The following is a 13,857-nucleotide window of genomic DNA, read 5'->3' on the forward strand; positions in this document are numbered from 1 at the left end:
AACAGAGCCGGTTTCGGCGGCAGCGTGGGTGGAAGATGTGCTCGGCATACAATGCTCCTTTTGTGAAAAATATGGCCTAGTGTCCGATATAACGCACTACAGGGGCAGGTATTCCCTCTGTAGCTACTTGGGTGGGGCGCTCACGCCCGGGCCTAGATACAACTATCGCCGGGCCCCACGATTATCGTGAGAACCCGGCGATGTAGTACCTCAATGGGATGAGACTAGTCCTTCTTCAGGGAATTCTTGATGCCGCTGATGGCGTCCTTAGCCTTATCGACACCGTCTGAGATGGCCTGCTTGGCTTCATCGACCTTGTCCTTAGCCTGGGCCTGAATCTGGTCGGTCTTGCCCTCAGCTTCGAGGCGGTCGTCGCCGGTCAGCTTGCCGCCGGCTTCCTTGGCCTTGCCAGCCAGGTTGTCGAGGCCGTTTTCAATCTTGTCTTCTGCAGCCATGGTGGCTCCTTTCATCTCTCGCCTGCGCGAGCCTGGAATACAGGGATAGTTCGTAGGGTTCCCTTATTGATAAGTTTACGCACTAGTCCTACAAAAGGGAAGCCGGTAGGCTGAGAAAATTCTGACGGCTAGCCCTGAACTAGCCAGAAGGGAAAGATAAGTCTAGATATCCCGATCTGCTGGGAAGCCCGCTACCATCGGCAGGAACTCGGGATCAGCATAACCGTGCTGGGCATAGGCCAGGGCTACCTGCTCGGCCGCCGACTCCACCAGGTGCAGTGGTAGCAGGGCCATCACGGCCCCACCAAAACCGCCACCCACAATACGGGCACCCAGAGCTCCGGCTGCCAGGCAGGTATCAACCGCCAGGTCAACTTCGGGCCGGGAAACACGCAGTTCATCGCGCATCGACACGAAGCTCTCAGTAAAGAGCCTGCCCAGCTCCTCCCAGTCAACCTGCCCACCGGCGTCCTGACGCCCCAGAAGATAGGCAGCCCGCTCCACCAGAGTCATATCGTGCAGGGTGTGACGCACCCAGCCGCGCGGAAAGGTACGAGGCTGGCCGCTTTCCTCCAGGGCGCTTAAGGCGCGGTTGACGGTCTGATCCACCAAATCTAGGCGGCACTGCTTGGCCTCACGCCCGCTCATGCCAGCGCAGGTAAGATCCTCGGGTAGGGCGTTGCGCAGATAGTCCAAGCCCATGGCCTCAGTAACCGCCTCGTTGGCCTCACGCCGTGCCGCAAACTCACCCCCCGCCAGCTCGTGCGGGGTATTCGTATTGATGACCAGCCAGCCCAAATCAGCGCTGGCCACATCAACGGTTAGCGGGTTGATGGAGAAATCGCGGAAGTCCACCACCAGGGCCTTGCCCGGTGCCGAGCGCAGCGAAGCGGTCTGGTCAAGGCCGCCGGTGCGGGCCCCTGCCACCTCGTTCTCGGCGCGAATACAGACCTGGGCCAGGCGGGCACGCAGGGCGTCGTTAGCGGGGGAGAGGTCAGAGGGTAGAGCCTCAGTGCAATCGCACCCCTGGCGTAGGGGGCAGGAAAGATCCAGCAGGGCCAGGGCTGTGGAGCACTCCAGGGCGGCAGAGGACGATAGCCCCCCGCCCACCGGCACCTGGGAGGTAATCAGCAGGTCAGCCCCAAAATTATGGGGCAGGGCGATATCTTTACCACCTTCCCGGTTCATGGCCCAGGCTACGCCCGCCACATAGGTGAACCAGCCCTTAAAAGTGCCCGGGGTGATCTCGCGAATCACGACCGTGCGGTCGTCCCCCGGCATCTGCAAGGACGCCGCCCGCAGCACCCCGTCGGTGCGCAACCTACCCGCCACATAGGTGCGGTAGGGCAGGGGCATGGGCATGCAGGAGCCACCGAGAAAGTCGATGTACTCACCCAGCAGGTTGAGACGCCCGGGCGCTGACCACACCCCGTCGGGCTCCACCCCGTACTTTTCAACAAAAGCAGCGCGGGCTGCCTCAACTTCGGTGCGGTGGTCTGGCAGGGTAGCCCAGGCGGGCTCAACACGGAGGGTCACGGTCTTATCTTTTCGTTCTACGGGGGTTGGCTGAGTGGGGTTGGTTAGGCGGTGAAGCCCTTGATGATGGCGGTGAGGGCGGAGGTGTAGGACGCCGGTGGTTCGGCGGGTGGGGTACTGCCGGTGAGCAGGGCCCGGGTCTGCTCTTGCTCGATGAGGCTCAGGCAGGTGTGCATAAAAATTTCGGCGGCCTGAGCCGGCTGCGGGGTGCCGGTGGCGGCTTCAAAGTCAGTTTCAAGGGCGTCGAGCAGTGCTAGCCTATCGGGGGTGAGCGTTGCGGGGTGAAGGGCCAGGGCTAGGCGGATGACTTCGGAACATTCCTTAACCGGAATAAGTTGCCGGTAGGTGTTTTCCCCGGTGATGAGCAGGGTATCGGGACTTGCCGGAGTGCTGGGCCTTTCTACCGTTGCCAGCATGCGGGAGGCCAGTGAGGCTAGAAGCTCCTGCTTGTTCTTGACGTGATAGTAGAGCGCACCGGGGGCCACGCCCAGCTCGGTAGCCAGCCGACGCATCGAAAGGTCAGCTAGGCCAAACTGGCGCAGCACATCAAAAGCGGTATCAAGAATCTTCTCACGGGATAAAGCCACCCCCTCATTGTGACCTACTTTCGCTCCCGGCAACAGCTGGCAGTGGGCGCTGTTCCCTCGAAGGGGAGTAGATTTGAACTCATGACCCTCAACTTTTCAGATCTTGCCGCCCGCCTACGCGCAGGCGAAACTGCCTCACCGGCCGACCTTTACGACGTGCTGACCGCCAGCCCTGCCGCCACCTTCGCCCTCATGGATCTGGCTGCAGAACTACGCGCTACCCGCTTCGGATCAACCATCACCGCCACCAACCTGCTGGGCGCACCCGCGCCGCAGGTGGCGTCCGTCCGCCTGGAAGTGACCGCCCCGCTCGATGCCGACGCCCTGGCTGCCAATCTGGCAGACCTGGCGGCTGACCCTGCCATTGAGCGCATTGACGTGGACTATGTGGGCCGTCCAGCACTCGCCCCCATGGAGGCCCTGCGCGTGCTAGCTGCTGCCCGTCTGGCCGCACCGGCCAAGAGTCTGCACCTGGGGGAGAGTCGCGAAATGACCCTGCGCTCCCTGCAACCTCTGGCCGTGGGTGCCCTTGATTCACTGGTACTGACCGTAGACCCCGCCCAACCCCGCCTGGTGTTTGAAGATCTTAAACTCATCGTGGGTGCTGGCCTGACCATCGCAGATGCGGGTGACCGCGACCTGGTAGCTGAGTATGTAGAGCACCTGCGTGCTGCCGGGGTGGAGGATGCGGACGCCTACGCCCAGGTCGCGCTGGAGGGTGCGGCGTCCGGCGGCGGCTGCGGTGGAAACTGTGCCTGTGGCTCTGGGGGCTGCGGCGCCTAGCCAGTTTTGCCGAAAGGTACCATCTAAATCAGAAAAACCCACGAACTAGGTGGGTTTTTCTGATTTAGATGGTACCTAGTTGATGTCATAAAACTAGACAATTTGAACACTGTTCAAAATCGGTGTTGACTGGTTCCATGATTGACTTCTCTGCCATCGCCGACCGCGCTCTGGCCGGCCAGTCCGCAAGTCGCGACGAAGCGCTTGCCGCCCTGACCGCCAGTGACGCCGAAACCTTCGCCCTCGTCGACGCCGCCTCCCGCCTGCGTCGCCACTACTTCGGAAACACCGTCAAGGTAAACTACCTGGTCAACCTCAAATCCGGCCTCTGCCCCGAAGACTGCACCTACTGTTCCCAGCGCCTCGGATCCGAAGCTGAAGTGCTCAAATACTCCTGGATCAAAACCGACGAAGCCGTCAAACAGGCCGGCTACGGCATCGCGGGTGGAGCCTCCCGCGTCTGCATGGTCGCTTCGGGCAAAGGACCCACCGACCGCGACGTCGAGCGTGTCGCCACCATGGTCGAAGACCTCAAAGAAGAACACCCCCAGGTGGAAGTCTGCGCCTGCCTGGGCATTCTCAAGGACGGCCAGGCCGACCGTCTCAAGCAGGCCGGGGTGGACGCCTACAACCACAACCTCAACACCAGCGAAGACCACTACGCCGATATCTGCACCACCCACACCTACGCTGACCGCCTCGCCACCGTTGATAAGGCCCAGAGTGCCGGGCTCTCGGCCTGCTCCGGCCTGATTGTGGGTATGAAGGAAACCGACGAGCAGCTAGTCGATGCAATCTTTGCCCTGCGCGATCTGGGCGGCGACTCCATTCCCGTCAACTTCCTCATGCCTTTTGAAGGCACTCCGCTAGCTGGCACCTGGGAGCTCACCCCCATGCACTGCCTGCGTATCCTGGCCACCGTGCGCCTGGTCGCCCCTGATAAGGAGCTCCGTATGGCGGGCGGACGCGAAATGCACCTGCGCACCCTGCAACCCCTAGCCCTGCACGTGGTTAACTCCCTCTTCCTGGGCGACTACCTGACCTCGACCGGCCAGTCAGCCCTTGAGGACCTCAAGATGATTCGGGACGGCGGGTTCGTCGTCCTCGGCGCCGAAGACCGTGACCTGGTCGCCGAACACGAAGACTACCTGCGCGCCCACGGCGTAGACCTCGCCCAAGAAGCTGCTGTTGCGCCCGCGCCCTGCGGGGCGTCCGGTGGATGCGGTGGGTGTAGCTCCGGGGCCTGTGGAACCCACCCGTCCGCAGGGGAGGCGGACGCCGGCGTCCGCCCCGCTGACCAGGGGGCTACCGAGGTTCTTATACCCGAAATCCGCCACCGCGGAGTAGGGACGGACGCCGTCCCCAACTTCTAGCCCCGGGGAAAGGGCATCTCAAAACCACACATGAGGCACAGGGTCCCCCTAGATTGAGGTACTAGAGTTAAAATCGGTGACGAAGGGGTGGGTGTGGAAGTCCTCATTGTGATTGTGGTGCTGTTGCTGGCAACGGTGGTGCTGGTAAGTGTGGGGGATAGGCTAAATCTGCCCTGGCCCGTGCTGCTGACGCTGGTGACCGCCGTGGTCATCGTGATTCCGCAGATGCCCAGCCTGCACATTGAGCCCGAGATTATTCTGCCCATCTTCCTGCCGCCCCTGCTGTGGGCTATTGGCCAGCGCGTCTCGTGGGGCATGCTGCGCAGAAGCTGGCGCAGCGTCCTGATTTACTCCATCACCCTGACAGCTGTCTCTGCCCTGGTGGTGGGGTGGGCTACCTGGATGATCGTGCCCGGTATCAGCATCGCCCTGGCCCTGGCTATCGGTGCGGCCGTCGCCCCGCCCGACCCTGTGGCAGTAGAAGCTGTGGCTGAGCCGGTAGGTATTCCCCGCCGCGTCATCTCGAATCTGCAGACCGAGGGTATCTTTAACGACGCCGTATCTCTGGTGCTCTTTCACATCGCCCTCGCTGCCCTGACGGCTGGCACCGATCCCCAGCCCCCTGTCTGCCCTCGGCAGTTTCGTCTATAGTGCTCTCGTTGCTGTGGCCCTGGGACTAGCCCTGGGCTGGGGCGGTAGCCTGCTACGCCGCAACCTTTCCGACACCGTGGCCCGCAGTGCGCTAACCCTGGTCATTCCCTTCGGTGTTTACATCATCGCCGAGGAGCTGCATGCCTCGGGTGTAGTAGCCGTGGTCATTGCGGCAATCCAGATGGCCAGCTACAGCGCCGATCTCACCGCCGAAGAACGCCTAGCTAACACCGTTTTCTGGAATGTTCTCGAAATGCTGGCGACCGGTCTAGCTTTCGGCCTCATCGGCCTACAGGCGGGCGAACTGCTCTACAGCGCAGACCGCAATGTGCTGACCATGATTTGGCACGGCGTACTCATCTCGGCCGTTGCCATTGGTACGCGCCTGGCCTGGTTGACCGGCATGTGGCTGTGGGGCCGCTGGCGGGGCTCCCGCCGCACCACCCCGTGCTCCTTTGCTGAAGTGCTGGTGATGACCTGGGCCGGTATGCGCGGTCTGGTCACCCTCGCCCTGGCGCTGAGCCTGCCCGAAATGGCCGACGGCCTGCACACCGAGGCTGTCTTTATTGTGCTGACCGTCCTCTTCTTCACCATGGTCTTCCCTGGTCTGACCCTGCCCTGGCTGGTGCGTGTGCTGGGTGTGAGTGCTACGGCTGAAAAGGACGACCACGAGGAACAGGAGCTCTTGCAGATCGCCCAGAGGGCTATGTGGAAATCTATGTATCAAACCGTTGCTGAGAGCGGGGATTTGCAGTCCTTCGAGCAGCTCAAGCACGTGGTCACCAGCATGATGGACCGTATTGAGGAGGGCCAGAAGACCGGTGACTTCCAGGAGCGCTGGGCTGAACGTCAGCGTCAGTGCGAGTTCATGAACCTGGTGCGGCAGAAATCGGTGTTGGCTGCCCAGGCTGCGGTGCTCGATGTGCGCAACAAGTATGACTATGAAGTAGTGAGTAACGTGCTCTACCAGATTGACGTTCAGGTGCAGGCCCAGGACGCCATGGACCAGGGCTCCGGGGCACTCACCATGTCACTGCCTAAGTCCTTCATTAACGGCGAGCACAAATTGGATCGCGAGAAGGCAGAGCAGCTCTTTAAGACCACCGAGATGCGCATTATCTCGGCCCAAAAGGAGCTAGATGATGAGGCCCTGCGGGTGGCGACCCGTCAGCTACCTGTCGTTGGTGGTGCGGACGCTCGTGAGCGGGCGTGATTCCGGGCACCGGCTAGGTGATACTCAAGAAATTTGCAGAATCATCACCTACTATGGGTAAGTGCTTATTCCGCTGTAGGCCTATAGGGCCTCTGGCTTATTGCCCTCGTGATGGAGGGCAAAAGAAGGGCGCAACACTCGGTAGTATATTCTCAATAAAGAATATAAATTTTTTCACAGAATCAGGATCAATGGACACCAAAGACCTCTCCCCGGCATACTTCACCTCCCTGGCAGCCCTTTTTGCAGGTGCTTTAATGGTGGGTACGAGTTCCACCTGGGTTTCGGTGCTGGGCTGGGTTGTACTGCTGGCGGGTCTAGGCCTGAATATTTTTGCCACCCTGGTGATGGTGCAGCGCCTCAAAGGTGGGCCCCTGCCCGCTATGATTGCCGGTGTGGACACAGATGCCCAGGTAGAGTATGAGGAAGAAGAGGCGTCCGTTGACACCTACCTCTATGAGCCCGAGGCCATTACCGAGTCCCAGCCCCTGGTGGCTGCCGCAACGCCCACTGCTAGTGCCGGTGATGTCGCTAGCGATGATCGTATCTTCCGCTCCCGCGCCCCGCGCCCGCACGTCCGCTAGAACCACAGAAGAGGCCCCCATGGATACCCGTTTTCTTCTTTCCCCCGCTTATCTGGTGTCAGTTGCTGCCCTGATTGTTGGTGCGATTCTCAGCGGCACAACCCTGATGGTGATTGGCTGGATTATCTTCATTATCGGCCTGGCCCTCAACGCCCTGGCCCTGGTGGTACTGGCTAACCGTGAACAGCTGTATAAGGCACAGCGGGTTGGGGTTATTCCGAAGGCACAGAAGGCTGATTCTGCTGATCAGCAGTAAAATCTAAAATTTTTTTCTCTGCCTAGCGGCAGAGCAAAGACAAGGGGCGGACGCTTACAAGCGTCCGCCCCTCTATGTATCTTCTAGGCTCTTACCCGCCTGCGCTCGGGGTGGGCAACCTTACCGAGAACACTGCGGGAAAAGTGGGCCAGGGCCCGTGCGATGTCGGGGTCTAGCCCCTCAAAGACCGTGCGCTGGACTTCGCGGGTGTAGACCGGGGTGGCTTCTCTGAAGACCTGCCGCCCCTGTGGGGTAATCAGCACGCCCTTGCCCCGTTTATCGCTGGGAACAGAGACTTTAGTAACCCAGCCGTTTTTCTCTAACACGTCAATTTGGTAGGTCAGCCGCGAGGCCGAGACATTGGTGGCGCGAGCTAAATCGCGCATGCGCACTACGCAATCTTCGTTGGTGGAATCTGTCTGTGGGGAATCTAAGATTGCTGCCAGAATCCTGTAGTCTGCCAGCTTAATCTTCACCTCTTCTTTCAAGCATCTATCGAGATGCAGATTAAGGGTTTCTAATGTGTTGGTATAGATCTTCTACAGATTTTCCTGTTCTTTGGTGAAGCGAGCCGGTGTGGGGGCTGTTCCCATAGAACCTCCTCTCCTCTCTACCGGGTGGGCAGGTGTGGTTCAGGAGACTTTACTCAGAAAATCTCTATTTGGTGCTAGCCTAACGCGCAGTGTCACCTGTATGGAATATATGTGGGAAATATTAAGACGGGTTAACGGGTCTGTGGGCCTTCACCAGCTAGGACTCCCTTTTGATTGCGCGGCAAAGAGGGTGATGATTTAGACATCTTAAAGAACAGGCGGGAGGGCATATACCCTCCCGCCTATGCGGTGTGCTTATGACGAGGCCTAGGAACCCGGCATATTCCTTTTAAGTAATTCCTCGAAAGGGGTCACGGTTAAAGCCTCTAAGCCCGGTGCCTTGTAGGCTGGCGCAGGCGCCTTCCTGCCCCGCTCTTCCTCAAGAATCCCGAAGAAGGAGCCGGCGTTGGCGTCCTGAACTGCCTGCTGCTTGGCCTCGTCTGCCCCGCTTTCGCGGGTCTGCTGGGGCGTCTGCTGCGAACCCTGCCCGACAGGCGCTGCCCCGAGCGTCCAGAGGAGCAGCTGGGCGAACTCGGTGGTGGCCTTAGCAACGCGCGGAGCCAGATTGGTGTCGGAGCCAAAATCATCGGTAGCGGCAAAGACGCCTGAGGGGGCTACGGTTGCCTTGAGGTAGCTAAAGAGCGGACGCATGGCCGTCTCCAGCATGAGGGAATGGCGGGCGGTACCGCCGGTGGCAGCAATCAACACGGGCTTGCCGGCTAAAGAGCCGTCCTCCACCAGGTCCCAGAAGCTCTTAAAAAGCCCCGAGTAGCTGGCCATAAAGACCGGGGTGACTGCGATAATTGCGTCAGCATCGCGCACCCGATCCAGGGCAGTAGCCAGCGTTCCCAGGGGGAAGCCGGTGAGGTAGTGGTTGGTGATGTCCTTGGCTAAAGAGCGCAGGGAGATATGGGTGAAGTTTGCCTCAACTCCGGCTTGGCCCAGGGCTTGCCCGGTTGCCTCGCTCAGGTTCTCTCTCACCCAGCAGGGCGGTGGTGGACGGCTCGCCCAAACTCGCTGTGACAACAACAATTGACGGGGTGCTCACGACTCTTCCTCCCTACTTGCCCTGCTCAGCCAGGTGGGCTGCGTAGCGGGGGTGGACGGGAGCCTCGGGTACACCGGCGGGGCGCAGCTTAGCGAACTCTTCGCGCAGGACGGGCACAACCTGCTCACCCAGCATGTCGATCTGGTTCAGAACTTCCTTGAGGGGCAGGCCTGCATGGTCTACCAGGAAGAGCTGACGCTGGTAGTCACCAGCGTAGTCTCGGAAGGAGAGGGTCTTCTCAATGACCTGCTGGGGGGAGCCCACAGTCAGCGGGGTCTGGTCGGCAAAATCTTCCAGGGAGGGGCCGCCTCCATAGACGGGAGCGTTATCGAAGTAGGGGCGGAACTTGGTGACAGCGTCCTGGGAGTTTTTGCTCATGAAGACCTGCCCGCCCAGGCCCACAATGGCCTGCTCGGCGCTGCCGTGGCCGTAGTGTTCGTAGCGCTCGCGGTAGAGGTTGATCATCTGGGCGGTGTGCTCCTTGTTCCAGAAGATGTTGTTGTGGAAGAAGCCGTCCCCGTAGTAGGCTGCCTGCTCGGCAATCTCTGGGGTGCGGATGGAGCCGTGCCAGGCGAAGGGAGCGGTGCCGTCTAGGGGCTGCGGGGTGACGGTGAAGGAGTTGAGAGGGGTGCGGAAGTTACCGGACCAATTGACCACCTGCTCGCTCCAGAGCTTACGCAGCAGAGCGTAGTTTTCGATGGCAAGGTTGACACCCTGGCGGATGTCTTTGCCGAACCAGGGGTAGACGGGGCCGGTGTTGCCGCGGCCCAGCATGAGGTCCATGCGGCCGTCGGTCAGGTGCTGCAGTGTGCCGTAGTCTTCGGCGATGCGCACGGGGTCGGTGGTGGTAATCAGGGTGGTGGAGGTTGACAGCAGGATGTTCTTGGTCTGGGCTGCGATGTAGGCCAGGGTGGTGGTCGGTGAGGACGCGATGAAGGGCGGGTTGTGGTGCTGGCCGACGGCAAAGACGTCCAGGCCAACCTCGTCAGCCTTCTTGGCGATTTCAACGATGGCCTTTTGGCGCTCGTATTCGCTGGGGGTCTTGCCGGTGGTGGGGTCCATGGTGACGTCGCCGACGGAGAAAATACCGAACTGCATGGTGGTTACCTTTCGAGGTGATGTGTTGTTTTGATGGTTTTAATCTACCTCTAAAAACTTTCCTTGTAAAGTAACTTGCGGTCGGTGTGTTGCGTGGGTGGGGGATGTAAAAATTTTCTATGTAAATTATTCTGACTTGTATTTTGTGTAAAAGAGAGTAGTGTGAGGGGTATAAGAAGTACATTAATGAATTATATGAAGGGTTTAGTCATGGAAACCATCTCAACCTCCCAGCAACTAACCGACGCCCTCTCGTCCGGCACCAGCGTCCTTAATATCTCCGGCCGTATCACCGGCATGCCCTCCCTCAAACTTCCCGAGGGAGTCACCCTGCGCGGCGTCACCGACGACGCCGAGCTGGCTTTCGGTGCCAAGGGGCTTCAACTCACCGCTAACAACACCGTCTCCCACCTCAAAATCTCAACCTCGGTTCAAGAACTCGCCATCTTCAACTCCGACGACGTGGAAGACTTCGGAACCCTACGCCTAGAAGATGTACGCACGGTAGGGCAGGTCTTCCTCACCGCCGCTGGCTCTAACCGGACAGGCCGCTTCGAAGCTGACGGCGTGCACGTCATCGCCGCTGACCTGCGCGGACGCACCCTGCGCCCCCATGCCTACGGCGTCGATGCCCTACAGGGCGGCTTCACCGCCTGGAACCTGCAAAAGGACGAGGACGTCGTTATCACCGCAGAACTGCTGAACATCTCCGCGGGAACCGAAGATACCCCCGTCCGCGGTTCTGGCGTGTTCGTGGGCGGTCAAGGCACCGAGGACGGCACCCCGGCAGGAGGCACCCTCGTTATCTCAGAGCTGACCACCGGTGATATCTACACCGACGGCGGCATCGCCCCCGGCACCCCCGACCTGATCTCTGGCGGTGTCTTCCTCATCTACGGCGGTATCGCTGAGAAGGTCGTCAATCGGGGGTCCACCACCACCTACGGGCAGAACGACATGGTGCTCGATAACTGGGGCCAAGCCACCGAATGGATCTCGGAAGGTCGCGTCACCTCCCACGGGCCTTCCGGCATCGGCTTCGTCAACTTCGGTGGTATCGACACCCTCGACATCCGCCAGCCCATTCTCACCACAGGTAAGGGCGCTCGCGGTTTCAACCTCTACGACGGCTACCTTAAGAAGGCTATCTTTGACTCCATCGCCACTACCGGTGACGGCTCCATCGGTATTCAGGTCTCCAAGCCGCTTCCGTCGCTGACCGTTAAGCGCGACCTCACCACCGTCGGTGGTGAGGGACTGAGCCTGGTACGGGGTGTGCAGGTCACCCTGCAGGCTATTGCCCTATCCATCAAGGACGGCGGCGAGCTCGACTCCGTCGAAGTTGGCGGCGAAATTTCCACCAGTGGCGATAATGTACCTGCCATTGAATCAGCTGGCTCGGTCAAGGCGTTTGCTGCCACCGCCGTCCGCGCAACGGGTGCCGGGGCGGACGCCGTCCGCTACCGTGCTGGATCCCTGCCTCTAGACGGCCTTTCCCTCTACGCCCGTGACGGTCAAACTGCCGCCGAAATCTAAAGCAGCCCTCACCGCCCTATTCTTTCTCTCATGACCCTAGGGATTATCTCGGGGTGAAGAGAAAAAGAATAGGGTGTTCTTTGTGACGGCGAAGGGGCCATCTCGTGTCTTCTTGTCCACAGGCATCTGACGAGTGAAAATAAGGGTTATCCACAGGCCCATCTAGGGTCACTTGAAGCCCTCGCACCTTTTTGCCACAGTAACGGCATGGAACTCAACCTCTCACACATCTGTTCAGCGATGCACACTCACCGCGAACTCAAAGAAGCAGGCATGAGCAACAACCTCATCAGTGCGAAGCACCGTAGAGGTGAGCTTATACGTCTGACCCGCGGGGTCTATCTCAATGGCGATATCGCACGACACTGCACAGGCAGTGACCGGGCCAAAGCTGTGACGGTAGCCCTTCAGAAAACCCGCCCCACAGCCGTAGTGAGTCATCAGTCAGCCGCTCTGCTGTGGGGTGCGCCGCTGATGACCCTACCTTCTAAAGTGCACCTCTCCCTCTTGGGTATCAATAAGTCGGGGCACCCGCAAACAATCTTGCATAGCCATAAGGTGAAAGAATGTTCCCTGGCCACTGATTTAGGTGGAGTCAAAGTCACGGATCCGCTAACGACCGTCGTAGACTGCGGAAAAACTATGCCCCTGCAAGAGTCGCTAGCTATAGCAGATTTCTTTTTAAAACACGGGAATCTTGAACTCGATACTGCACGGGAAGAGATTGAACAGATTACGGGACGAGGTTCCCAGAAATTACGTGTTGTGGCTGCCCTGATGAGCCCGCTGAGCGAATCACCTCTTGAATCTTTTGCCAGACTTCGCCTCTATCAGGGAGGTGTCGAACAGCCTGTTCAGCAGTTTGAAATTATTACCCCATCCGGGCGCCTGTATCGTGCTGATTTTGCCTGGCCTCACCTCAAGCTGCTTCTTGAGGTGGATGGTCTGCATAAGTATTACGGAGCCTACCGGGCAACCGATGAGCAGTTACGCAATGATGCGCTGAGGCAACGGGAATTAGAACTGGCGGGGTGGACGGTTATTCGCGCCACCTGGGGTGATCTGGCGCAGCGCCCGGAACTGTTGATCTCAAGGTTGCGTCACCTTGGCGTCCGGGTAGCCAGCCAATGACCCTACTCTTTCTCTCATGACCCTAGGGATTATCTCGGGGTGAAGAGAAAAAGAATAGGGCGGACGCCGCTAGGAGGTGCCGTACTGGTCCCGGGCCAGGCGGGCGATATGAATCGTCAGATAGGTCAGCTCATCATCGGTCAGGTTCTGCTCCAGATGCATCTCAAGCACCAGCTTCACCTTCACCGCCGTAGCGAAGGCGCGGGGGTGGGCGTCCTTCAAACTCTCAAGGAGCAGAGGGACGCTTGTGCTGGCGTCCGCGGTCTGGGCAGCGCCCGCGCGCACAAAGAGATAGCGCAGGTGCGTGACGAAACGGGCAGCGCTCATCAGCGACCGGTCCACCGGGCCGCCAAAGCCGGCCCCAATCACCTCAAAAATCTGGGCAAAGACCTCGGTCATGCGGTAGGTGCCGCCCATATCTTCCGAGGCAAACTGCGAATTAACCAGGTGCATAGCTAACGGGATCGCCTCAATCTCGGGCAGCTCAACACCCAAGCGCTCCTTGACCAGCTCCAGGGCACGGCGCCCAAACCGCACCTCCTGCGGGTACAGCTGAGACACCTCAAGAGCCAGCGGGTAATCCACCGCCAGCCCCTCCCGGGCCCGCACCACCGCATAGCTGATATGGTCAGCCACCGGCACGATAAAGGAATGAGAAATCGTAATGCCCTCGGCCTTGACCAAGAACTCAAGCTCGGTTGCCAGGCCCAGAATCTCCGATGGAATCTTAGCCAGCGACCCCGCCAAATGCTCATCGGGGGTGCCGTGCTCCGGCACGAAGGTCTGCTCAATGAGGGTGGGATCAACCATGTCGCCCTTACGCTTACCAAACGCTAAGCCGCGACCGATAACCACCATCTGCTCGCCCGTATAGGCCTGAGCCAGAGCCACATTGTTGTTATAAATACGTGAAATGCGCAACGTGACCCCCTTTCGTCTCAGGTATAAAACGCGCGAATATCCTTATCAGTCTACCGACCCACCGCCAACTACGGGATTACCTACCCGCAACC

The 13,857-nt window shown here is 59.7% G+C and carries 15 protein-coding genes; 8 read left to right on the plus strand and 7 right to left on the minus strand.

Features of this window, described 5'->3' with window-relative positions:
- Positions 1-224: 224 nt before the first annotated feature.
- The 3 genes from ACRCJM_RS05950 to ACRCJM_RS05960 form a co-directional block, all read right to left on the minus strand.
- Positions 225-455, minus strand: a complete 231-nt coding sequence (locus ACRCJM_RS05950) for a CsbD family protein (protein WP_237187049.1) — start codon at positions 453-455, stop codon at positions 225-227.
- Between the two features lie 162 nt (positions 456-617).
- Complete coding sequence (locus tag ACRCJM_RS05955) at positions 618-1,991, minus strand: galactokinase (protein ID WP_431464177.1); 1,374 nt, start codon at positions 1,989-1,991, stop codon at positions 618-620.
- A 44-nt stretch (positions 1,992-2,035) separates the two neighbouring features.
- Positions 2,036-2,578, minus strand: a complete 543-nt coding sequence (locus tag ACRCJM_RS05960) for a TetR/AcrR family transcriptional regulator (RefSeq protein WP_431464178.1) — start codon at positions 2,576-2,578, stop codon at positions 2,036-2,038.
- A gap of 81 nt (positions 2,579-2,659) precedes the next feature.
- Between ACRCJM_RS05960 and ACRCJM_RS05965 the strand changes: the two genes are divergently transcribed.
- The 6 genes from ACRCJM_RS05965 (at position 2,660) to ACRCJM_RS05990 (ending at position 7,438) form a co-directional block, all read left to right on the plus strand.
- Positions 2,660-3,361: a hypothetical protein gene (locus ACRCJM_RS05965; RefSeq protein ID WP_431464179.1), complete on the plus strand. Its 702-nt coding sequence runs from the start codon at positions 2,660-2,662 to the stop codon at positions 3,359-3,361.
- 137 nt (positions 3,362-3,498) lie between these two features.
- Complete coding sequence (gene bioB / locus ACRCJM_RS05970; RefSeq protein WP_431464180.1) at positions 3,499-4,734, plus strand: biotin synthase BioB; 1,236 nt, start codon at positions 3,499-3,501, stop codon at positions 4,732-4,734.
- A 93-nt stretch (positions 4,735-4,827) separates the two neighbouring features.
- A complete protein-coding gene (locus tag ACRCJM_RS05975) occupies positions 4,828-5,385 on the plus strand; it encodes a cation:proton antiporter (RefSeq protein ID WP_431464181.1) in 558 nt (185 codons plus the stop codon).
- A 13-nt stretch (positions 5,386-5,398) separates the two neighbouring features.
- Entirely contained in the window at positions 5,399-6,598 is a 1,200-nt protein-coding gene (locus ACRCJM_RS05980; RefSeq protein WP_272878703.1) for a cation:proton antiporter, read from the plus strand.
- A 191-nt stretch (positions 6,599-6,789) separates the two neighbouring features.
- Positions 6,790-7,182, plus strand: a complete 393-nt coding sequence (locus ACRCJM_RS05985) for a hypothetical protein (protein ID WP_237187053.1) — start codon at positions 6,790-6,792, stop codon at positions 7,180-7,182.
- A gap of 19 nt (positions 7,183-7,201) precedes the next feature.
- Positions 7,202-7,438 carry a hypothetical protein gene (locus ACRCJM_RS05990; RefSeq protein WP_431464182.1) on the plus strand — a complete coding sequence of 79 codons (237 nt, stop codon included), beginning with the start codon at positions 7,202-7,204 and terminating at the stop codon, positions 7,436-7,438.
- An 83-nt stretch (positions 7,439-7,521) separates the two neighbouring features.
- On the opposite strand, the gene ACRCJM_RS05995 is transcribed toward ACRCJM_RS05990, so the two are convergent.
- The 3 genes from ACRCJM_RS05995 to ACRCJM_RS06005 form a co-directional block, all read right to left on the minus strand.
- On the minus strand, positions 7,522-7,914 hold the full coding sequence (locus ACRCJM_RS05995) for a MarR family winged helix-turn-helix transcriptional regulator (protein ID WP_431464183.1): 393 nt from the start codon (positions 7,912-7,914) through the stop codon (positions 7,522-7,524).
- A 384-nt stretch (positions 7,915-8,298) separates the two neighbouring features.
- Positions 8,299-9,012: a CE1759 family FMN reductase gene (locus ACRCJM_RS06000; protein ID WP_431464184.1), complete on the minus strand. Its 714-nt coding sequence runs from the start codon at positions 9,010-9,012 to the stop codon at positions 8,299-8,301.
- A 79-nt stretch (positions 9,013-9,091) separates the two neighbouring features.
- On the minus strand, positions 9,092-10,177 hold the full coding sequence (locus tag ACRCJM_RS06005) for an LLM class flavin-dependent oxidoreductase (RefSeq protein WP_431464185.1): 1,086 nt from the start codon (positions 10,175-10,177) through the stop codon (positions 9,092-9,094).
- A gap of 210 nt (positions 10,178-10,387) precedes the next feature.
- On the opposite strand from ACRCJM_RS06005, the gene ACRCJM_RS06010 reads away from it, so the two are divergent.
- Both ACRCJM_RS06010 and ACRCJM_RS06015 read left to right on the plus strand, forming a co-directional pair.
- Positions 10,388-11,713, plus strand: coding sequence for a hypothetical protein (locus ACRCJM_RS06010; RefSeq protein WP_431464186.1), 1,326 nt, complete (start codon positions 10,388-10,390; stop codon positions 11,711-11,713).
- A 207-nt stretch (positions 11,714-11,920) separates the two neighbouring features.
- Complete coding sequence (locus ACRCJM_RS06015) at positions 11,921-12,844, plus strand: hypothetical protein (protein WP_431464187.1); 924 nt, start codon at positions 11,921-11,923, stop codon at positions 12,842-12,844.
- Positions 12,845-12,913: 69 nt separating this feature from the next.
- Here ACRCJM_RS06015 and ACRCJM_RS06020 read toward each other — a convergent pair whose 3' ends face one another.
- A complete protein-coding gene (locus tag ACRCJM_RS06020; RefSeq protein ID WP_431464188.1) occupies positions 12,914-13,765 on the minus strand; it encodes a PRD domain-containing protein in 852 nt (283 codons plus the stop codon).
- Positions 13,766-13,857: the final 92 nt, after the last annotated feature.

This window comes from Rothia sp. L_38 (assembly GCF_050689125.1).
Classification (GTDB): Bacteria; Actinomycetota; Actinomycetes; order Actinomycetales; family Micrococcaceae; genus Rothia.

What these genes read in the sequence shown, in the direction of transcription:
- ACRCJM_RS05950 (WP_237187049.1), bottom strand. Translation starts at nt 455, where the DNA reads ATGGCTGCAGAAGACAAGATTGAAAACGGCCTCGACAACCTGGCTGGC.
- ACRCJM_RS05965 (WP_431464179.1), top strand. Translation starts at nt 2,660, where the DNA reads ATGACCCTCAACTTTTCAGATCTTGCCGCCCGCCTACGCGCAGGCGAA.
- ACRCJM_RS06005 (WP_431464185.1), bottom strand. Translation starts at nt 10,177, where the DNA reads ATGCAGTTCGGTATTTTCTCCGTCGGCGACGTCACCATGGACCCCACC.
- ACRCJM_RS06015 (WP_431464187.1), top strand. Translation starts at nt 11,921, where the DNA reads ATGGAACTCAACCTCTCACACATCTGTTCAGCGATGCACACTCACCGC.
- ACRCJM_RS05985 (WP_237187053.1), top strand. Translation starts at nt 6,790, where the DNA reads ATGGACACCAAAGACCTCTCCCCGGCATACTTCACCTCCCTGGCAGCC.
- ACRCJM_RS06010 (WP_431464186.1), top strand. Translation starts at nt 10,388, where the DNA reads ATGGAAACCATCTCAACCTCCCAGCAACTAACCGACGCCCTCTCGTCC.
- ACRCJM_RS05990 (WP_431464182.1), top strand. Translation starts at nt 7,202, where the DNA reads ATGGATACCCGTTTTCTTCTTTCCCCCGCTTATCTGGTGTCAGTTGCT.
- bioB (WP_431464180.1), top strand. Translation starts at nt 3,499, where the DNA reads ATGATTGACTTCTCTGCCATCGCCGACCGCGCTCTGGCCGGCCAGTCC.